Annotated in this window: 14 protein-coding genes and 1 pseudogene; 13 read left to right on the forward strand and 2 right to left on the reverse strand. The window is 37.3% G+C overall.

Going from position 1 to position 21,795, the window contains the following annotated elements:
• Positions 1–701 precede the first annotated feature (701 nt).
• On the reverse strand, positions 702–1,022 hold the full coding sequence (locus AC4E8C_RS11555; protein ID WP_490212246.1) for an outer surface protein: 321 nt from the start codon (positions 1,020–1,022) through the stop codon (positions 702–704).
• Positions 1,023–3,061: 2,039 nt separating this feature from the next.
• On the opposite strand from AC4E8C_RS11555, the gene AC4E8C_RS11560 reads away from it, so the two are divergent.
• From AC4E8C_RS11560 to AC4E8C_RS11570, 3 genes are read left to right on the forward strand one after another with little or no spacing between them, the layout of a single operon-like run.
• Positions 3,062–3,736, forward strand: coding sequence for a hypothetical protein (locus tag AC4E8C_RS11560; RefSeq protein WP_490212247.1), 675 nt, complete (start codon positions 3,062–3,064; stop codon positions 3,734–3,736).
• 22 nt (positions 3,737–3,758) lie between these two features.
• Complete coding sequence (locus AC4E8C_RS11565; RefSeq protein ID WP_490212248.1) at positions 3,759–11,111, forward strand: DNRLRE domain-containing protein; 7,353 nt, start codon at positions 3,759–3,761, stop codon at positions 11,109–11,111.
• 17 nt (positions 11,112–11,128) lie between these two features.
• Positions 11,129–11,494 (forward strand): hypothetical protein, encoded by a 366-nt coding sequence (locus AC4E8C_RS11570; RefSeq protein ID WP_490212249.1) that lies wholly within the window; start codon positions 11,129–11,131, stop codon positions 11,492–11,494.
• 324 nt (positions 11,495–11,818) lie between these two features.
• On the opposite strand, the gene AC4E8C_RS11575 is transcribed toward AC4E8C_RS11570, so the two are convergent.
• Positions 11,819–12,013 (reverse strand): helix-turn-helix domain-containing protein, encoded by a 195-nt coding sequence (locus AC4E8C_RS11575; RefSeq protein WP_490212531.1) that lies wholly within the window; start codon positions 12,011–12,013, stop codon positions 11,819–11,821.
• 170 nt (positions 12,014–12,183) lie between these two features.
• Between AC4E8C_RS11575 and AC4E8C_RS11580 the strand changes: the two are divergent.
• The 10 genes and pseudogenes from AC4E8C_RS11580 to AC4E8C_RS11625 all read left to right on the forward strand — a co-directional run.
• Positions 12,184–12,527, forward strand: a pseudogene (locus AC4E8C_RS11580) (recombinase family protein); the annotation flags it as partial.
• A gap of 463 nt (positions 12,528–12,990) precedes the next feature.
• A complete protein-coding gene (locus AC4E8C_RS11585) occupies positions 12,991–13,539 on the forward strand; it encodes a GNAT family N-acetyltransferase (RefSeq protein ID WP_490212532.1) in 549 nt (182 codons plus the stop codon).
• Between the two features lie 970 nt (positions 13,540–14,509).
• Positions 14,510–15,076, forward strand: a complete 567-nt coding sequence (locus AC4E8C_RS11590; RefSeq protein ID WP_490212250.1) for a hypothetical protein — start codon at positions 14,510–14,512, stop codon at positions 15,074–15,076.
• A gap of 116 nt (positions 15,077–15,192) precedes the next feature.
• Positions 15,193–15,474, forward strand: coding sequence for a DnaD domain-containing protein (locus tag AC4E8C_RS11595; RefSeq protein WP_490212251.1), 282 nt, complete (start codon positions 15,193–15,195; stop codon positions 15,472–15,474).
• A 2-nt stretch (positions 15,475–15,476) separates the two neighbouring features.
• Positions 15,477–16,256, forward strand: a complete 780-nt coding sequence (locus tag AC4E8C_RS11600; protein ID WP_490212533.1) for a DnaB-like helicase C-terminal domain-containing protein — start codon at positions 15,477–15,479, stop codon at positions 16,254–16,256.
• 25 nt (positions 16,257–16,281) lie between these two features.
• Entirely contained in the window at positions 16,282–16,734 is a 453-nt protein-coding gene (locus AC4E8C_RS11605; RefSeq protein WP_490212252.1) for a DnaB-like helicase C-terminal domain-containing protein, read from the forward strand.
• Between the two features lie 56 nt (positions 16,735–16,790).
• Positions 16,791–17,219 carry a hypothetical protein gene (locus AC4E8C_RS11610; protein ID WP_490212253.1) on the forward strand — a complete coding sequence of 143 codons (429 nt, stop codon included), beginning with the start codon at positions 16,791–16,793 and terminating at the stop codon, positions 17,217–17,219.
• 18 nt (positions 17,220–17,237) lie between these two features.
• Positions 17,238–17,861: a thermonuclease family protein gene (locus AC4E8C_RS11615; RefSeq protein ID WP_490212254.1), complete on the forward strand. Its 624-nt coding sequence runs from the start codon at positions 17,238–17,240 to the stop codon at positions 17,859–17,861.
• 368 nt (positions 17,862–18,229) lie between these two features.
• Positions 18,230–21,190: a formate dehydrogenase subunit alpha gene (fdhF, locus tag AC4E8C_RS11620; protein ID WP_490212255.1), complete on the forward strand. Its 2,961-nt coding sequence runs from the start codon at positions 18,230–18,232 to the stop codon at positions 21,188–21,190.
• Positions 21,183–21,725: a helical membrane plugin domain-containing protein gene (locus AC4E8C_RS11625; protein ID WP_490212256.1), complete on the forward strand. Its 543-nt coding sequence runs from the start codon at positions 21,183–21,185 to the stop codon at positions 21,723–21,725. Before fdhF ends, AC4E8C_RS11625 begins: the two co-directional genes overlap by 8 nt.
• Positions 21,726–21,795 lie beyond the last annotated feature (70 nt).

Here is a 21,795-nt window from a genome sequence, read left to right on the forward strand (position 1 = left end):
TTTTGTTTAGGGGGTAGCAATTTGCGAGTCTCCTTTATCCGGACAAAACAGACATCCTAAAAGGGAGTTTTTTCACACGAGCATGCAGGTAGCTTTTTTGGAGGATGAATCGTGAATTTCAAGATTTCTAGCAGAGGGGCCTAACAACTACAGAAAACTACATATTTTAATGATTTTGGTGAATTTTTTCCCACGATACGCGTATGAGAAGTGGGTGGTTGGTAGGCTTAATAGTTGAGTTAGTTGCAAATAGTGGCATTAATCTTTAAATAGGGAAGTTTTTTCAGGGATAAAAAATAAGGTTTTCTCCAGTTGTGGCGAAGCGGCCTGCATTTTCTCAAGTAGTTGGGATTGATGTTTGAGAGAGAAATCGGCACAATTTTTAATGAAAAAGGCTAAAATCACCGATATTATGTAAACTAGGAAGGCATTTTTTATAAACGATTTTTCCTAAATATTTTTAAATCAATGATTATCGGGAATTTGTTACAAAAGTGCGGTTATGTAGTGAATTGTTCCTCGTTGCAGATTTTTGAAGGGGCTTATTAAATTATTGTATCAAAATGCTTAGCGTTCTAAATATAATTCTAAAGTTTACTGAAAATTAAAGAATATCTACTATTTACAAGTATTTTTTTCTGTAAAAAAATAGACTCCCATTCTTGGTAGTCTATTTTTATGTATTTATTTTATAGGACAATCTATTTTTTTTCATATATATATATGGTATTTTCACCTACGGGCGTGAGTACTATCACTTCTCTATCGCGCTTTTTATATGCTTTTGACTCCCCTTCATGACTAATTTCCTTCCATCCATTTAGCGATAAGCTGAAGGAAAATAAAAATCCTGACGTTGAATATTGAAAGTCATTAAGATTATCATCTTGGATGTATTTTGCAAAACGTGGCACAGGAAAATCCTTGACTTTGGACTCTTTACCATAACTTAAAAAAAGAAAAATTCCTATAAGAAGCGCTAAAAAAATTGTTATTATGCTGCTTTTTTTTCTTATTATCATTTAAATTCAGCTCCATTTCTTTTGGATCTACTAACTTTATTATAAATTCACGCCTATTTAACAATCAACCTATGATATCAAATCGAATTCATTTATTTAATTAAATTCCAATAGGAAGACTTATAGGTGTATACAAGTGCTGTTATGTTGCGAAATTATAAAAAGTGTCATCGTGATATTGAAACAAAGAGCTCTGTTATGTATACTTCTTTTGTTGAGGCTATTTTTATTTATTTGTGGAAACTTTTACGAAAATTGCACCCTTTGGGGTGAAAGAGTAGTTAAAAAACTATGTGTATTTGTGTAATTAATAAACGTTCCTTTCTGGAATGAGTGGATGTTTTTAAACAAAAATAGAGGTCTAAGTAAAAGGTGAAGTCTGCCCTTTTTTAGAAAATAAATAAACCATTGAAGATAACAAGCTACCAAAGGTAGGTTGTTTTTTATTTTGGCAGAACTATGTACGGTTCTTATGTATAGGCGAACATGTATACCAGGTATGATTTATCCGTTGGTAGGCATGTAATGCAGGCAACCAAAATCTGTCTGTAAGAGGGGGACAAAATGACTAGTAGAAGTTATTTGTGAAGTGTTCCCAGATAATTAATTTTTTCTCCTATATGAAATAACTGTTCTGCAATTTGTTGAAGATACGACACTTCACTTCTCATTGTCCAAGCAATTATTACTAAACTGACCGCCATAGTAAATAAACTTGCAACCCTAATGTAGTCCTATAAATCTTTTTTCATTTCTCTATCTCCTTTTTTACTAAATACAAACATCCCTAAAATTTCCCTCTTTAATCACTTTTTATATAAAACTAAAACTTTAATAAAAGTATATCATCAAATTAATTAATAATAATAGTTATTTTTAATCTAAAATTAATAGGTGTTTGGATTCATTACTATAGATATATTAAATTTCCAAAAAATTCTATTTTTTGTTTAAATAGAAATAAATACTTTGTTGGTATAAAGATGTAAATGGGGGAAAATATATAAAAGATGTTATTAGTTTCCACTTTTTTTGCTAACTCTTTCATTCTTCTTTATAGTACAAAACTCTGTAAGTGCTGCTGAAAAGAAAATTACCAATTCAGTAGTTACTTAGCGCGAGTACATTTTTGAAATTAAACGGATATAGAATTATTATTAGCGATAAGGAACTTTTCAGTAAATGTAAACAGATTCCTGACCAAAATACGCGGCCACCACTCGAAGATTTGAAATCTGGCTAGAAAAGCATTCTGAAAAGTACGACTATAACGACGACATAGACAATTAATGGTTATCTGTTTTCTTCTGGAAGGGAATAGGTAACCATTTTTTATAGATTCTTATACAATTCGTATAATACTAATTAACGCTTTCATAACCCTGGTTATAAAAATGTCTAAACCCTTGGTACATATGGGATTAGACGTTTTTTTATTATATCATAATTAAGGTTAAGACGGATTAACGCTCTTTTAAAGAATTAACGCTTATTTTTGTGTAAATTCCTCAACAACAGTCGGTTTAGTAGAGGAGAATTCGACCACATCTCTATAACTTTATGTCTTTATAAAGATGTAGGTTCTAAATAAAAGTGATTCAGTCGATTACTGAATCACTTTTGGTTTGTTTTCTGAAACTTTTTAGACTTTTTTAACTACTACGTTCAATTCGTTATGGATTTATCGGAAACGATAAAATTTCTTTTATATTAAGCTATATTTTGATCATTTCTATATGTTCCTGTGTCTTATATATATTTAGATTTTGTAGATTATAAATATTTGGCCTTAGACTTTTTGATTTTTAATAAAGCCACAAAGTTTCTAATCATCTAGTTAAAATTACTTTTTTAAAATTTTTTTCCAACTGAATTAGCCCTTTTTCCTAACTTTAGAATGATTCTACTAAAATCAATTTAAAAATCTCTTATCCTTTTTTGGAAATTTTCATACTATTAAGTAAAATTATTCCATTAAATTATTCCTTTATTATATAATGTATATATATTCCAATATTATTTTGAAATGGGGGATTCAAATGCGAAAACGAAACCGAAGGAAGTATTTAATTTTCTCAATAATAGCTTTTCTTCTTTTTACTAGTGTACCTGCACCAAATGGCATTGCAGAAACAACAGTAACATCTCCAACAAGAATAACACAAGAACCACCTTCTCAAAATATAGCTAATGCAATCTCAGAAGATACAAAGTCTACCAAAAGTGAAAAGAAAAAACCCACTGAGGAAATAGAATTACGAAAAGTCAATGAAAAAGTCTTCAATAATCACGACGGAACCTTTACCAAAAAAGTCTTCGGCAAGCCTGTACATATTAAAAAGAATGGGAAATGGGAAGAAATCTCCACAGACTTAATTGAAAAAGTTGGTAATGTATATAAGCCGACAAATACAGAAATGGATGTCTCCTTTCAAAAGAAAATAAAGAATGGTCATTATGTTGAATTTCAAGAAAAAAATCACAATCTTTCCGTAAAATTACTAAAAGCCATTGGAGAACAAGGCATAACAAAGGTAAACTCCGCGGATTCAACTGTTGAGGGAAATAAGATCTGGTATAAACAAATTTTTCCAAATATAGATTTGCGAAATATTATTTTTAACGATTCAATTAAAGAAGATATTGTTTTAAACCAGTATACCGGCCACAATAAATTTCAATTTGAAATCAACACGGATTTAAAGCCTTACTAACGAAGATGGTTCTATATCATTATTGGATGAGCAAGGAATTGAAATCTACAATATGCCTAAACCATTTATGTCAGATTCAAACGTCCATCCAGAATCGGGGGAAGCAGCTTTTTCAAATAATATTTTCTATGAAATCAATGAGGCCAAGAAGGATGTTTATATACTATCATTGGTTGCAGATGCAGAATGGCTTAAAAGTCCAGAACGTAAATTCCCAATCTATATTGATCCTACCTATACAAAAATACCATTTAGAAATATTGTAAATGGGTATGTTTCAAGTGCTTATCCAAATAATAACTATTCTGGTTCCAGATTGTGGGATGCTAATCAAGGGGCTTATACACTAAAAGTAGGGTATTATGATGGTTCAACTGGTGACAATTACGCCTATTTAAAGGCTAACTTATCAGATCTGCAGGGGGCTGTTATTCACAAAGCAACTCTTTGGCTGTATACTACTTGGAGTTATAGTACTACCCCTACAAATGTTTGGGTTTCTACTGCTAAATGGGATTGGTCTCCATCAACAATCACATGGAACTATAGCCCGTCTGTTACTAATCTGGGGTATACCACAGCAGTAAGGAATAGCTGGTTTTCCTACGATGTAACATCAACAGTTCAACAATGGGCCAATAATCCGAGTAGTAATTATGGTTTCTCACTTCATACAAGTGGAAATGGACAGACCTATTGGAAAAAATTTATTGCTAGTGAAAATGGCTCTTATGTGCCTGAAATAGAGATAACCTTTACATTTCTGGATAAGCCTGCCCCTCCAAAACTTACACCATATCCTAATGGAACAAACAGTTCAACCGGTTACTTCAATATTTCCTGGGATAAGGTGTATGGTGCTAACACGTATTGGGTAGGTATATATAATGGAAAATCTACTGATTGGATTAAAGTAGGAGATGTTAATTCTTGGTCAACTAAAGGTAAAGGACTATTCCCGACCACTATAGACCTCCAGAACGGGAGATACGGTATTCGTAAAGATGGAGGAGGAACGGAATTAGCAAATGATCCAAGCGGCATGTACACGGTATCCGGGGGAAATTACCAAACTAGTAAACAATATTGGTTTGTCGTATCGGCCTGTAATGAGACAACTGGGTACTGTTCGCAAGATTCTGACTGGGCAGAAGGCTATCTTCCTGATACAACCCGCCCCAATCAGCCAGATAGTCTGGGAGTAGTAATAAAAGATGGGCTTATTAACAGTAGAGGTACCGCCCAAGCAACTCTGACGTGGAATAGTGTTTCAGATCTTCCATCGGGAATTGCTTCAGGAACCGATTATTATGAGGTTCAAAAATATACAAATGGTTCATGGCAGTGGGTAGCAAATATTCCACATTCTGGTGCATCGAATTATACCTATACAGTTAGTAATTTGCCAGATAGCTCATCCAATATAAAATTCCAAGTGCAGGCATTTGATAAAAAGGGGAATTACTCAGGATTTAAAACATCCAGTGATTATGTAACAAAAGACCGAACTAGTCCATCTGCGCCTACCTCGCTGAGTATAATACCCTCAACTTGGACAAACTCTCACGATTTTACTTTATCATGGGAAGGAATCACAGATAATAAACAATTGAGCACCATTCAATATAGTATAGACGGTGGTAATTGGATACCACTAGGAACTAATGTTAGTACAGGTTCAAAAACTATTAGAAATGAAGCACTTTCTGATGGGATACATGAAATTAAGGTTCGCGGAATTGACTCCGAAGGTAATTATGGGGACGCTACATCCGTTAGTTTACAAAAAGATATAAGTCCGCCCCTAATATCAATGAATAATCCAGTTAATGCGCAAACTATCAACGGAATTGTAGATATAGATGCAACCGTTACAGCAAGTAATGCGCCGCTTACCAAATGGAAAATCGAGTATGCTGAAGGAGAATCACCACAAGAATATCTGGCAATAAGTTCTGGAACATCCCTTACTTCAAATACCATTGACTATTCATGGGATACATCTACTTTAAAAGAACAGGCCACATATTCATTAAAAATAGAAGTAGAAGATGCAGCGGGGAACATTAATAGTGTTATTAGAAAAGTAATAAAAAGTAAAAATACAGAAGTAATTAATCCTAAAATTAATGTAATAGATCCAATAAATCAAGAAACAATTTCTAACCCTTTGTATCCAATTGAATTTCTAATTGATGATGTCAAACCTACTTTAGGAAAATATGAAGGGTCCCTTTTTGTCAATTCTAAACTTGTGGATAGTATGGGGAAAGACAAAATAAATCTATCCATAGATACTACACAGTATCCGGAAGGAAGCTTAAACAAGTTTTATATTAGAAGTAAGGACAGTCTAGGAAACTATAAATTTAGTACAACCTCCTACCAAACAAAAGGGGTGGTTGATACATTTGACAATATTAATAAGTTAGAAAAACTTCAAGATGTAACAAATACGAATAATTCTATTCAGTTAAATTCTACTAGCACGGGCTACAGCTTGGAAGGTTCATTTGAGTCTAAAGTACAACAATTTGCTGGGGACATTCAGACCATTTATCTTAAATCCTTGGAGCAAAAGCCTGTTGGAACTGATATTCGTTATTTTGCATCAGCAGATGGAGGAAAGACATGGCAAAGCATTAAACCATTTCAAACAGAAGCTTTTCAACAAGTAGGGAATAGCCTTAAGGTAAAAGCAGTATTAACTACAACAACTAAAAGCGTAACGCCTGTTTTAGAATCATGGGATTCAGATATTGTATATGTCAATTCCGGACAACCATTTACGGTGAAATTAATAGATGAACCAAAAAAATTATCTGCAACACCAAATGTCAATTATATGACATTATTACGCTGGAAACCTTCTAATACGGCAGGAGTAAGCTATAATATCTACCGCAGTGCTACAAAATCATTTAACCTGTCTGAAGATAATTTAATAGCTGAAGGAATCAAAACGTCTTATTGGAATGACTATAATCTAAATTACAGTCAAAAATTTTATTATAAAGTAGTGGCAACTAAAGAGTTTAATGGGGTCGAAAGGTTTAGTTCTACTACCAATGAAGAAGATTCAATAGTTGTAGATAAAAATGAGCTAGAAAAGCAAATGGGTTTACAGGATTACTGGGGGTATAGCTCGTTTAGAACTGGGGATGGAGACGGCTATATTAACATGAGCAGTGGAAACTTGGTCTATCAATCTACAGATTTTGTTACCCCGGGACCAAAGTTTGGGATGGTTATGAAACGAAGTTTTAACAGTCAAACTACAACGAAAACATCGTTAGGATATGGCTGGGATTTCTCGTTTAATACCAATTTGTTGAAAGAATATAATGATATTGGAGAAGAAGTCGGTCTTATCTTAAAAGATGGGGATGGCAGTTTACATCGATTCGTCAAAAATAAAACGGGGACATATGATTCACCAAAAGGTGTTCTCATGAACTTAACAAAAAAAGCTGATGGCACCTATGAAATTTTAAGAAAGGACCAAGTAAAATACATTTTTGATAGTAACTTGAAACTGACAAATTTTACAGAACCTAACGGAAATAACTTAACCTTAATCTATGATCCAGACCGTGGAAATTTAAGTCGTGTAACAAACAATGTCGGGGATGAAATTAACTTCTCCTATTTTGATGATGACAGGTTAAAATATATAATCGATCAAGCTGGTCGCGTTTATAACTTTCGATACAATGAACGAAATGGGAGATTGGAAAAAGTTTGGCAAATAATAGAGAATAATACAGAGTATTTGAAGGAATATCAATATAATGATTCCAATGAGCTTCATACCATTATTGATCCTAAGTCAAATAAAACAATATTGGATTATGTGAATGAAAAACTTACTAGGGTGACAGATCCTGTTAATGAATATTACGAATTAAAATATGATTCAAATCAAACCACCGTTACATCAGATAAAGGGAAAACAGTCTCCTTCACCTATAACCAGGACGGTAATATTACCTCTAAAACGAACGCTCTTGGTCATAAAGTTCATTTTGAATATAACGACAAGATGTTGGTTGAGCATATGTATTATGATAATGAAATTGACGGAACATTAAAGACACTGCATTATCGCTACACCTATGATGCTCGAGGTAATATCCTGACATCTAAAGATCCTTTAAACAATATTACGGAATATAAAAATTACAATGATATGAATCAAGTACAAGATATCATTACGCCAATTCGTGAGGGGATTACCGCAGCATATCATTATGACTATGATGAATATGGAAATCTTCGTACCTCAGTTGACCCGGAAGGTAGGACGGTAGCGTATACGTACGATAATCTAGGTAATCAAAAAACAATTAAAAATGAATATAGTAAAACGACATCCTTCGATTATGATCAAAAAGGACGACTGGTAAAGATAACCGAGCCATTAGGAAAAATAACGGAGATACTCGAATATGACAAGCAGGGAAATCCAACAAAGTTTAAAGACCCGAAAGGATATATCACCTCAAAAGAGTATGATCTTTTAGGACGTCTATATAAAACGACGTTCCCTGATGGTTTTACAGAAAATGGAAATTATGATGCAAATGATAATTTAGTAAAGTTTAAAGATAGAAGCGGGTTTGAAACAAGTTACAATTATGATGGTGTGGACAGACTAGTAGAAACTATTCATCCAAACAAAGAAATGGATAAGATTACTTATCAATATGATGCAGAAAACAATGAAAAGATAGTGTATTCGGATGGAGGAAACCGACAGAAAATCGAATATTATGACGCAGCCGGCCGTTTAAAAAAAGTTGAAGAAAATAACACGATTACGACTTATCAATATGACTTAATCGGCAATGTGACTAAGGCAATCGATGGTTCAGGTAGAGAGGTAGTATCTAACTATGATGAATTGAACCGTCAAACCAAGATGATAGTGGACCCAAGTGGTAAGAATATTGTTTCCAAAAATATATATGATTTGGAAGGTAACATTCTTACGAGTATAAATGGGGAAGGAAATGCTATTTACAGTCAGTTCGACAAGCTCGGCCGCTTAAAATCTGTAAAACAAAATGTGGATGGCAAAGATATAGTCACCTCATATCTATACGATCAAGTTGAAGGGGATTATATTAAGAATATCGTTACAGATGCAGAAGGAAGAGTTAAAGTTACCTACCTTGATGCCCTTGGACGTATGGCAAAAGAAGTAGGTGAAGGAACGCCAACTACTCCTATTAAATTTACTGAATCCTTTGAATATGACCTGAATGGCAACATGAAAATCATGACAAGAAATGATGGAACGAAGGAAGTTTACGACTATAATGCGATGAATCAACTGGAAAAGGTCACCTTCAGTCCTGATCATTTGACAACGTATGAGTATGACCCTAATGGAAATCACAAAAGTATGACGGATAAAAAAGGGACAGATACAATTGTCACTTCCTATGCTTTCGATAGTAAAGACCGTATGACTCAACTTGTACAAGATGGCCATTCCGTTAACTATCAATACGACGGCAGTGACAATGTGAAAAGAATCTATTACCGGTCCGAAGAGGGGGATCTGGAAAAAGATATTGATTATGTCTATGATCAATATAACCGTTTAAATTCCATTGTGGTGGAAGGAAAAGAAGTCCAAGAGTATTTTTATACAAATTCTGGTCAAATCGATTATGTGAAAAACTTCCGGCAATTTGATTCAGGCGGCTCAGGCTATGTGAAAGTTGATTACGGCTACAACACTGCAGGATTGACGGAATCAATTCAATACCTAGATAATGGGGATAAGAAGTTAGAAGAATACAAGATGCTCTATGACCGCCGCGGATTTATTACGAATGAAGATTTATATACCAACTATGACACAGCAAAAACGGTTAAGAAAAGCTATCAGTACGACGAAGCGGGTCGTCTGAAGACTAGCAAACAAGATGACAAAACGACGTCATACACGTATGATGCGGTGGGAAATCGTCTTACCATGGATGAAGGCTCAGATCATTACGTCAATTCTTACAATTCATTAAATCAATTAAAAACGACAACGAAGAATGGCCAAGTAGATTCCTCCTATGAGTATGACAACCGAGGAAATCAAACAAAAGAAATAACCAAGAAGAAAATAGACGGTGTCCAAAAAGATGTAACCTCTACATTAACATACGATTTAGCCAATCGTCTGGAAAAAGTAGATCAAACGATGGCCGGTGAGAAACCGGTTGTAGAAAAAAACTTCTACAATGGGGACGGTCAGCGGATTAGACGGGATGTCAATGGACTAATTTCCAAATACTTTTATGATAGAGGAAATCTCCTCTATACGACCGACATCAACAACAATAAAGCAACGGAAAATGTGTTGAATCCTGACGGCACGATTATTGCGTCGAAGCGGTTCGATGGTGTCTATGATAATATGTATTTCTTCTATCATTATGATAAAAGAGGCAGCGTCACAAGTATCCTTGATCCCACTGCCAAGCGCGTTAAGGGGTATGGCTATGACGAGTTTGGTGGGACGGAAGAATTTGGTAGCAATTCGTTCCTTAATGACGTGAAATTCACCGGTGCGGTTCATGATACAGCAACGGGCTTATATTACATGAATGCCAGACACTATAATCCAGATACCGGTCGGTTCATTTCGCAGGATACCTATAAAGGAACAGAATCCGATCCGTGGTCACATCATTTATACGCATACACAACTAATAATCCGGTCAATTTTATTGATCCGACTGGGCACTTACCTCTTTACACGGGATGGAATGGACTAGATTTTCAAGCAAGTCCACTAGATGTGCCAGGAACGGTCAATTATAATCCAGGAAAAAGTAAAAAGAATTACAGCAGCAAAAGACCAGAATTCACTAAATTTGACAAAAAGTTTATTCTTGCTCCTCCGTCTCAAGAGGAAATTAATAAAATGATAGGAATGTTGAGCACAGGGGGAAAAATAAAATCAGGATTAAGAGTTGCTGATAAAGGGATTAACTCAGGTTTTAATGTGTTAAAAAATGTTTTTACAAAGGGTAAGGGTAAAGTACAGAAATATGAGGTAGGAGTGTTTGATGACTTACAAAAAAGGTCAGCGGTTGGAGATAAGCTAGACATTCATCATGTAGGACAGAAACATCCTGCTAGTCAGGTAATAGATGGATACAATCCTCAATATGCACCATCTATTGTAGTTCCTTTTAGAGAACATATGAGAATACCAACCCTAAAAGGAGATTATAATGGTAGTGCGAGAGATTTATTAGCAAAAGATATTTGGGATTTAAGATGGCATACTAATGCTCCAAATAGTGCTTTAAAAGAGCTAATCAATCTTAATAAATCTATGTATCCAGGTTCGTTTTTAAAATAGAAAGGAGAATAGTTTAAGTGAATAATAAAGATTTTGTTAAAAGTATTATAGAAGTTGTTAGAGAAGAAAGTATCGCAGATAGTATAGAAGATTTAATTGACCCTCCAGGAAGAAAACCAAGTAGTGAGGATATAGAATTATCTAGTTGGTTTAATCAACTTGATGATAATGACAAAGAGAAATTAATTAAAATTGTTAGAAGAGCAGTGGATGCTTCCATTTTTGGATTTTTTGCGGTACTTGATGGTGTGAGGGCTATTGAAAGTGACCCAAATAAAGGGAAACTAGAACTACATTATAAGAAAAATGAAAATAGTATTTTATTAAACAATCCAAAAGTAGAATATCTTCACGATATATTTAATAACCAAATTAGAGGTTAACAATTTAGAGGTGTTGCCAAAAGGCTTACTTTTGGGACACCTTTTTTCAATTTACAATGGGGGACGTAGTGCCGAATAAACGACATTTTTTTCATAGAATATAGATATTCATTGTAAGCCCTATATGGTATTTTTAAAATTTTCTTAGACGTACAGTTACTTTAAATGGTATGTCCTATTTAATGTATTCCATTTTATAAAAAAATTTTAATATCATCAGTTACCACCATTTCTATTCTCCAAAACCGTACCTTCGCTTTCTCCCTGCCTTATAAATTTTTTCACAACTTTTACGTACATAGAACGATTACTATTGCAAGAGGACTACTCCACCTCGATTAACTCCTGAATATCGATGTCTAACACTTTGCAAACTGTTTCTAATGTCGATAGATAAACCCTGTCTACGTTGTCTGAACAAAGATGGCTGATTATATTTGGTCGCAGCCCTGCCATACGTGCCAATTCACGTTGTGAAAGGTCACGTTCTTTAAGTATTTCCTTTAGTTTGATTGAAATCGCATGGTATTTCCCTTCCTCTTCTTCATGTTACTTTTACGATACACAATAAATTTGCATCGGTAAAGGGGTTGAATGTATCGCTAAAGCTGCATACAATTAATTTATAATTAATATAGCGGCTAAGCGTTACGTTAAATAGGATTAGCGTAACGGAGGGGGAAAATATCATGAAAGTAATCGGTTATATTCGAGTATCCACACAAGGACAAGCAAGAGACGGATACAGCCTTGCTTATCAAGAAGATGAAATCAAGGCTTATTGTCAGGCTCAAGGATACACGCTTTTACGCTTGTTTATAGTTTAAAGAAGAAGGTATTAGTTGGGGCTAAAGTCGATAAAGAAGCGTTAGAAGTGGACAGAATGAGCTTTCAGGAGATGTTGGAGTATCTTTCCCACCATGATGTGGATTACGTTGTCATACTGAATACAATCCGTTTATGGCGGTCAGACATTGTGAAAGTGTTAGTCCATCGAGAAATGAAAAAGTATGGAATGGACATTCGGAGTATTGGATGGATAGGCTTTCTTACCCTTGCGAGTCTCTAAGAGACTAACGCTCGACCTAAACGTCATACATTTGCTGCACATTTAGCCATGAAAGGAATGCCATTGGAATGAATCCAAGTACTATTAGGACATAACGATCCACATCAGACCCAGCTGTATGCTCGATTGTACCATCAAGCAAAAAAAGAGATCTATGATCAATGGATGTAAGTGAATGTTGGAAGAGGAAACAATTCGTATAATACTAATAAACGCTTTCATAAAATTGGTAATAAAAACGTCTAAACCCATATGTACCAAGGGTTTAGACGTTTTTATTATTAAATCATAATTAAGGTTAAGAAGGATTAACGCTCTTTTTTGTTGAATTCGTTATTGAACAAACGTGGCAGTTTACTTTAAAAATAATAGAATAAATAGAATTTTATAATGCAAGGCTGTAGAAAATTGAAATGGAGGGATTGATATTAATTACGGTAATTTACCTTCGAACGAGAGGTTTTTAGTTAGAAAAGTTAAAGAAAGTGATTGGATGGATGTTCATATATATGCTTCCTTACAGAAGGTTTGTGAATATCAACCTTGGGGACCAAATACTGTAGAAGATACTTTGAACTATGTAAACCAGGTAATTAAGGATGCAGCTGAACAACCAATTTCAAGATATGTTTTTGCGATTGCCGAAAAAGAAACAGATAGAATGATTGGAGCCGGTGAACTGATTGTAAAAGATAGTATCAATAAGCAGGGAGAGATCGGTTATATTCTTAATCCTGATTTTTGGGGCAAAGGGATTGGTAAAGATATAGCTCGATTTTTAATTGATTTTGGTTTTAAAAATCTTAAACTTCATCGTATTTTTGCTACTTGCGATCCAAGGAATATTGGTTCTTTAAAAATATTAGAAAAGGTAGGTATGACAAAAGAAGGGAAACTACGAGAGAACTTGTTGTTAAAAGATGGTTGGCGAGATTCTCTAATATATAGCGTACTAGTGAAAGAATGGAAAATATAAAGTTTTTTCTATCCAATATTAGAGGAACATTCGTATCAAAAGAGTCTGTGTATTTTACAAACGGGGAGGTTAGTGGAAGTCCTGGTGAAAAATCCAACCAAAAATCTGGGGACTTTTTCATATTCAGCTATAGGGGTAGCACACCAATTACAAGCTAAAGTTTGTGAAGAAATGTACTTAAAGTAACGGGGCGGAAAAGTTTAACAAAGGCTGATGGCTCATGGATTAGGATATAAATTATTTATGAAAAAAGGATTAACTACCACGCTTAACAGCGATCTTCTAGGGGCCAAAACAATCATTGAGCATCATGAGAATCTCTGGAATAATCGATTTTTAACCTTTTTAAAATAAGGGAAACTCTAGTTAATGAATGCCTATCTTCAATTAGATTAGATTAATGATCTTCAGCAACCGGCACTTTTCAGGAGCGAAAAAAGCTCAATTTCTCAATTTTTAATGCTGGGAAATTGGGTTTTTTAATTTGAACTCCCTTGGCGTGAGAAATCCGCATTTATCTTAACTCATACATAGAAAACCCTATAGCTGGCGTTAAAGTTTAAAACAGCGTAATGAGGGCATTTGCACTCTATTTACATTTTTTTACACCTGTATGGCGTTATTTGGACTCATCTCGGACTTACCCCCACATGGCACATTCTGTTTGTTTTTGCATGCTGCCTTCCCCTACAAATCCATATATTGATATGAATATCCTCAATTTCATCTTTAGTGCACTCGTGGTCTGACCTTATTTTTTATATTTTTTCTTCATACAAATTAGCAATAAAATAACCCCAAATCGCAAAAAACGCCTTCAAAATTCCAATTTGAAGGCGTTTTTTTACGTTTGACACCAAAAATGCTTCTAAAAAGGAAAAATGGAAGTTCGCTTTACCCTGCAAATCTCGATATTGTAAAAGTGTTGAAGAAGCAGGCTTACTTAATAGAAGAAAGGAATTGGTTGTAGATGGCTAAATATCGAATGGTGCGTACAGACTTTTGGAAGAATCCAGTTGTCATGGAAGAGATGACTCCGGAGGATAAATACTTTTATGTTTATCTGCTGACAAATCCACAAACAACACAAAGTGGCATCTATAAAATTACGAAAAAACAAATGGCGTTTGATTTGGGCTATTCAATTGAGAGTGTTCATGCCTTAATGGAAAGATTTATCGAACATCACAAGCTGATTCGGTACAATCCTGAAACAAGAGAACTCGCGATTAAAAACTGGGCAAAAGATAATCTTCAAAAAGGCGGGAAGCCAGTTATGGATTGTATCATCTCCGAATTAAAAGAGGTTGAGGATCTTTCACTTATTCCTTATGTTTCAGAAGACATACATAATCAAGACATTCGCAGCCTCTATGATTCTTTTTGCAAAAAACAAGTAGAGGATAGCGTCCGTGTTGAAAAAGATCCATCTATTGAAGAGCTGGACGACACGTTCACGACTCGTTATACGATAGGTGGGCAAAAAGAAAAAGAAAAAGAAAATAAAAAAGAAAACAACAAAAAGCATTTCCTCTGAATAGAGAGAACCTGCTAGACAAAAAGAATCCCTTACAAAGTGAAGATGTAAGAGAAATTGTTGAGTTTTGGGACGCTAATGGATTTGGCTATACGAATATAAATGCAAAACAACAGTTGTTGTCGTGGTTAAATGATTCAATCTTTTTACAACCGAAAGAAATGATCTTAAAAGCCATGAATATTGCCTGTGCCAATAACAAGCGAAAGTTGAACTATATCGTTGGGATACTGAAGAATTGGGAAAATGAATCGTTAATGACCGTAGAAGAAATTGATTCATATCAGGAGAAACAAAAGTCTGCCTTGAAGCATAAGCCATCAACCGAAAAGTCTCCTGGTGGAAGATATATTCCTAGTAGATGCAAATACGACATTACGGCAGGTGAAAAGGATTGAATATGGTGGAAAAAGCGTTTTTAGGAAGCTTGATGAAGGCAGAGTACATACTCAAAGATACGGTAGTTCAACCTGAACATCTGGAAAGTATACGTCATCAAGAAGTGATGAGAAAAATGATGGAATTAAAACGAGCCGGTAAGAATATTGATTTGATCACCTTGTCCACCTTACCAGACCTCGAAGTATTAGGGGGCATGTCTTACCTTTCGGAGCTGTTGTCGTTTGCGGATGTTGAGAAGTTTGCTGGAACGGAGAAGCTCATTCTGGATCAGTGGAAGGAACGGGAAAAGAGAAACATCTTAACCTTAGCATCCGTCAATGATTGGGAGATAGCGAAAGTCATAACCGAATTGGATAAAATTAACCAAATGAAGATGGAGGACCACACGTCCTTACAACAGGCTTTGGAAGATATCTTTGAGGCACCTTGGGAGGATCAAAAGCTTTTGAAAAGTGTGACAACAGGGATCAAAGAACTCGATGAAAGGACGGGAGGCTTCCAAGACGGAGAAGTGACGATTGTAGCAGCAAGACCCTCAATGGGAAAAACCGACGTGATGCTTCATTTTGCAAAAATGACGGGATGGGCAGGGTATCTGCCAATTGTATTTTCTCTAGAAATGCCTGAAAAACTTATAACGGCCAGGTTAATTGCTTCGACCGGTGGCTTTAACCGTACGAAAATGCGGGATCCAAAGAGAATGTTGACTGAAAAGCAAAAGAATAAATGGTCAGATGTGATTGGGGGAACTCTCGGAAACAAATATACAAATTTTTGATGGGTCTGGACAAACGGTTGCCGAAATGAGAGCGAAAACGAGAAAACTAATGCATCAATATCCAAATAAGAAACCAATCCTTTTTATCGATTATTTAACACTCATCCATTCTGGTCAATTTTACGGGGGGAATTCCCATCAGCAAGTATCGGAAATATCGCAATCTCTTAAAACAATGGCAAAGGATTTTGATTGCCCCGTCATTTGTTTGGCGCAGCTCAACCGATCAGTGGAAGCAAGAGCCAATAAACGGCCGATGATGTCTGATATTCGGGAATCGGGCAGTGTGGAACAGGATGCCGATGTCATCTTGTTCTTGTATCGTGAATCGTATTATGACAAAAAATCGGAGGATCCTTCCCTTGAAATCATTATCTCGAAAAACCGAAACGGTCCAGTTGGAACCGTCGCGGTGGAGTATAACGAGTATTCAGGGACGATTGAGAACCTGAAGGAACTAGTAGTAGAACTTGAATAAACTCTTTATGAAATAAGCATAAGGTGGAAAAAATTCGATTGTCGAGGTGCGATCACATGATTGTAGAAGAACTTTACCAAAATAGTTTAATCTATGCAGATTCATCATTGGCCCATTACCTCTACCATTTACTAACAGAGCGGAAAATTTCATTGGATGACGATACTTCCAAATTAGATTTTGATCAGGCGGATCATCAGAAAGTAGCCGAATTGATCCGAACCAATAAGTTAGGTTTTCATAAGATCTGCATCTACTCACTAAAGATGGACCAAACGAATTTTGCCTTTATTTTTGCTGCAAGCGACCAAGAGGCCATCCAATTCTATAAAGAAACATTTCAGCAAGCCCCACTAAACTGTCACGAATATTCGCTAGATTTCCAGCTTGCTAGAGGAAAAGGGGTGATTTCGTTTCGCGAGATGAGGAAGGAGTTTGAAAGTTTTCCAGCATTAGCTGGATGGTATAAGAGGGAGATTCTATAAGAGAAAGGTGGGTTGTGGATGCGAAAAAGAATCATTGGAATTAGTTTACTGGCAGCAGCATCAGTACTAGTTTTTCATCCGCTAGATCGCTTGGATAATGAAAATCAATCAAACATCGGGATACAACAAGTTGGCGTTCAAAATGGTGGATCCCGAGTGGAAGATTCTTATGGTCGGTCCACTAATCAACTCCCCGTAACATTAATAGACACTATTGATGGCGATACGATAAAGGTAAGAGTAATGGGCAAAATCGAAACGGTTCGTTATTTATTGATAGACACTCCCGAATCCAAAAAGCCGGGGATGTGTGTGCAGCCATTGGCAAAGGAAGCTTTCCTAAGGAATACCGAGTTAGTAACGGGAGGAAGTTTATCACTGGAGGTGGAGAAGAAGAATAAAAGGGATGCATACGGTAGACTGCTTGCTTATGTGTATGTCGATGGAAAGTCGATTCAAGAGACGCTCCTCGTAGAAGGATATGCTCGGGTGGCGTATATCATGGATCCGCCCTATAAATATCTCAAACTTTTTAAAATAGATGAGTACCAAGCAAAACAGTGCAACCGTAGGATTTGGAGTAGAAAGAACTATGTGACGTATAGAGGATTTATGGGCTGTGAACAGGAGGAAGATCAATAAGGAAGGCTTTGTTCTCGTTTTATCAATATGACTTGTTGAATTCACTGTGTTTGCAAAATAAACGGAAAAATTTCGTTTATTTTTCAAAATACCCATATTTCCTTCAAGATAAAGGAAGTTTTTCCGTTTATACGATCCAAATCTATCAATTTGGTCTTATTTGGAGCGGTTAATCGGAATATTTCCGCTTATATTTGCTTCTTAAGCTTCCTCTTTATACATTAGCTGGAAATTCTCCGTCTATGACCTACACGAAAATCAACAACGAACCAAACTGAGCCAAAAAATAAAAGCGGGCCGATATGGTTTTAAATTTTCGAAAAATAGGGTACCCAAAACATGAATAATGTAGAAAGGGTGAAGCCATATTGGTAAAAAACCTAGGAATTACAATCAATGGAGTAGAAATGGAGGCACCGGAAGGCCAGACGGTCCTGCAATTCCTGAATGATAGCACGATTGAAGTCCCTCAGGTCTGCTACCATCCCAGCTTAGGACCGATTGAAACATGTGACGCTTGTATTGTAGAAGTGAATGGGGAACTTGTCAGGTCTTGCTCAACCCCTTTAAAGGATGGGGATCGGATCGATACAATCAACCCGCTTGTGAAAAAATCACAGACAGCAGCGATGGACAATATTCTTCATAACCACGAATTATATTGTACGGTATGTGATTACAATAACGGCGGCTGCGAAATACATAACACCGTGAAGGAGATGCGGATTAACCATCAAAGTATCCCGTGGGAGCAAAAGCCCTATCAAACAGATATGTCAAATCCGTTCTACCGCTATGATCCTGATCAATGTATCTTGTGTGGGCGCTGTGTAGAAGCCTGCCAGGATGTGCAGGTAACGGAAACGCTAAGAATTGATTGGGATAGAGAGCGTCCACGAGTCATCTGGGATAATGATGTTCCGATTAACGAATCCTCTTGTGTATCGTGCGGCCATTGTTCCACCGTATGTCCGTGTAATGCGATGATGGAAAAAGGAATGCTTGGGGAGGCTGGATATCTAACAGGCTTTGAAAAAGGAACCCTTCGTTCGATGATTGAGTTGACCAAAGGAGTGGAGACCGGGTACGGGTCGATTCTTACCGTTTCCGATATGGAATCAGCGATGAGGGAGGCAAGAGTCAAACGAACCAAAACGGTCTGCACATTCTGTGGTGTCGGCTGCAGCTTTGATGTCTGGACAAAGGGAAGAGAGATTCTAAAGGTGGAACCACATGCGGGAGCACCAGCAAATGGCATTTCCACCTGTGTAAAAGGAAAATTCGGCTGGAGCTTTGTCAATAGCGAAGAACGGTTGACCAAGCCATTAATCCGTGAAGGCGACGGTTTTCGTGAAGCAGAATGGGAGGAAGCCCTTGATCTCATCGCGAAACGCTTCCGTGAGATTCGCAGTCAGTATGGTCCACAATCGATGGGCTTTATTACTTCCTCTAAATGTACAAATGAAGAATCCTTTTTAATGCAAAAATTGGCACGGCAGGTCATTGGCACAAACAACGTGGATAACTGCTCGCGCTATTGCCAGACACCGGCGACGGTTGGTCTGCACAGAACGGTTGGCTACGGCGGTGATGCCGGTTCCATAAAGGACATCGCCAAAGCAGGTCTTGTCATCATCGTTGGTTCCAATACCGCGGAAGCCCATCCAGTGCTGGCTACAAGGGTCAAGCGCGCCCATAAACTGCGTGGACAAAAATTGATTGTGGCCGATTTGCGGGAGCATGAGATGGCAGCTCGCGCAGACCTGTTCATTCACCCCAAGGCTGGATCTGATTTAGTGTGGCTTTCAGCTGTGACCAAATACATCATTGATATGGGCTGGGCGGACGAAGAATTTGTTGAAAAGAATGTAAATGGATTCGAGGAATTTCGAAAAAGCCTTTCTCCTTATACATTAGGTTATGCAGAAGATGTAACGGGTCTATCCAAGGAGACACTTATTCAAATCGCCGAAATGATTCGTGATGCAGACGGGACGGCAATTCTTTGGGCGATGGGTGTAACCCAGCATCTGGGCGGCAGTGACACAAGTACAGCGATTTCCAACCTGCTGTTAGTAACGGGGAATTACGCACGGCCGGGTGCAGGCGCCTACCCGCTCCGGGGACATAATAACGTACAGGGTGCCGGTGACATGGGCAGTGCACCGGATAACTTTCCGGGATATCAGCATGTAGATGACCCAGAAGTGCTGGCAAAATTTGAACAAGCCTGGGGCGTGAAGCTTCCATCCGAACCAGGAATCAATAATCACGATATGATTGAGGGAATTCACAATGGTACAGTCAAAGCCATGTATGTAAAAGGTGAGGAAATGGGGTTAGTGGATTCCAACATTAACTATGTACATGCCGCATATGAAAAGCTTGAATTTTTTGTGGTACAGGATATCTTTTTCTCTCGCACTGCCCAGTATGCGGATGTCGTCTTGCCGGCAAGCCCAAGCCTTGAAAAAGAAGGAACATTCACAAACACGGAACGCCGGATTCAAAGATTGTATCAAGTGTTTGAACCGCTTGGCGACTCTAAACCTGACTGGGAAATCATTCAGTTAGTGGCAAACCGGCTTGGTGCCAACTGGAATTACAAGCATCCAAGTGAAATTATGGAGGAAGCGGCGATGCTGATGCCGATTTATGCCGGTGTTACGTATGAGAGATTAGAAGGTTACAAGAGTTTGCAATGGCCGGTACAACCGGACGGGACAGATACCCCGCTGCTTTACACCGAAGGATTCCCTTTCTCCGATCGAAAAGCCCGGTTATATCCTGTCCAATGGACAAAGCCGCTTGAATTTGAGGAGCAATATGATATTCATTTAAATAACGGCCGACTATTAGAGCATTTTCATGAAGGAAATCTCACCTATAAATCAAAAGGAATTACAGAAAAAACACCAGAGGTTTTCCTTGAAGTATCACCGGAGCTCGCAGCGGCACGCGGCCTAAATGACGGAACACTTGTCCGTCTGACCTCACCGTTTGGGAACGTAAAGGTGAAATGTCTGATTACGGCCCGGGTAAAGGGGAATGAGGTGTATCTGCCAATGAATGATACAGGAGACGGAGCCGTCAACTACCTGACTAGCAGTGCAGCGGATAAAGATACTGATACCCCTGCCTACAAGGATACTCGTGTGAAAATGGAGATTTTACAGGCAGAGGGAATTAATCCACTGCCAAGGATCAATTTCCGATACGGAAATCCTCAGCCGCAAATGGGTGTCCAAGTCCAAAAGAAATGGGCCCGAAAGGATTACATCTTCCCGGGTGATCTTGTGAAGGAAAGGGAGCGGTCGAAGAATGGCTAAGGCAACCCAGCAAATCCAGCGAATCGAGATATCGGAAGAGGAAAAGCGAAAACAAGATTTACGGGAAATAGAGGATTCTCTATTAAAAAATAAGCAAGCCTTACTGGATACACTTGATTTAGTGCAGCACATGCATGATCGAGGAATTATTTCTCTCTTGAGCGGATTATTTGCCGAAGGCGACAAAGTCCTGCAAATCCTAATTAAAAAGTTGGACTCGAAAGAAACAGCCAATACGTTAAAAAATCTTCTGTTAATGGTGGGCGTACTTGGGACAATCAATGTGAAACAGCTTGAACCTATTCTCCTAAAGCTGAATGCCGGAATTGCCAGAGTGGCAGAAGACAAGGATCATGATGAGCAGATCGGTTATTTTGATATTGTTAAATCCTTGAAGGATCCGGAAATTAATCGGTCGATTGCCTTTTTCTTTGACTTTTTGAAAGGAATGGGGAGCGAAACGAGCCACTTGGAACGGACAACCCAGCTGCCGGAGAACCAGGCACAACATGCCAATCCCGACCACCATCTATAAGTCTTTTCAAACGGGTCTTGACCGAGATGGGCAGAGACCCGTTTATTTTACATATGGTCGGACCTACAAT

The organism is Neobacillus sp. SRL179 (genome assembly GCF_984799095.1).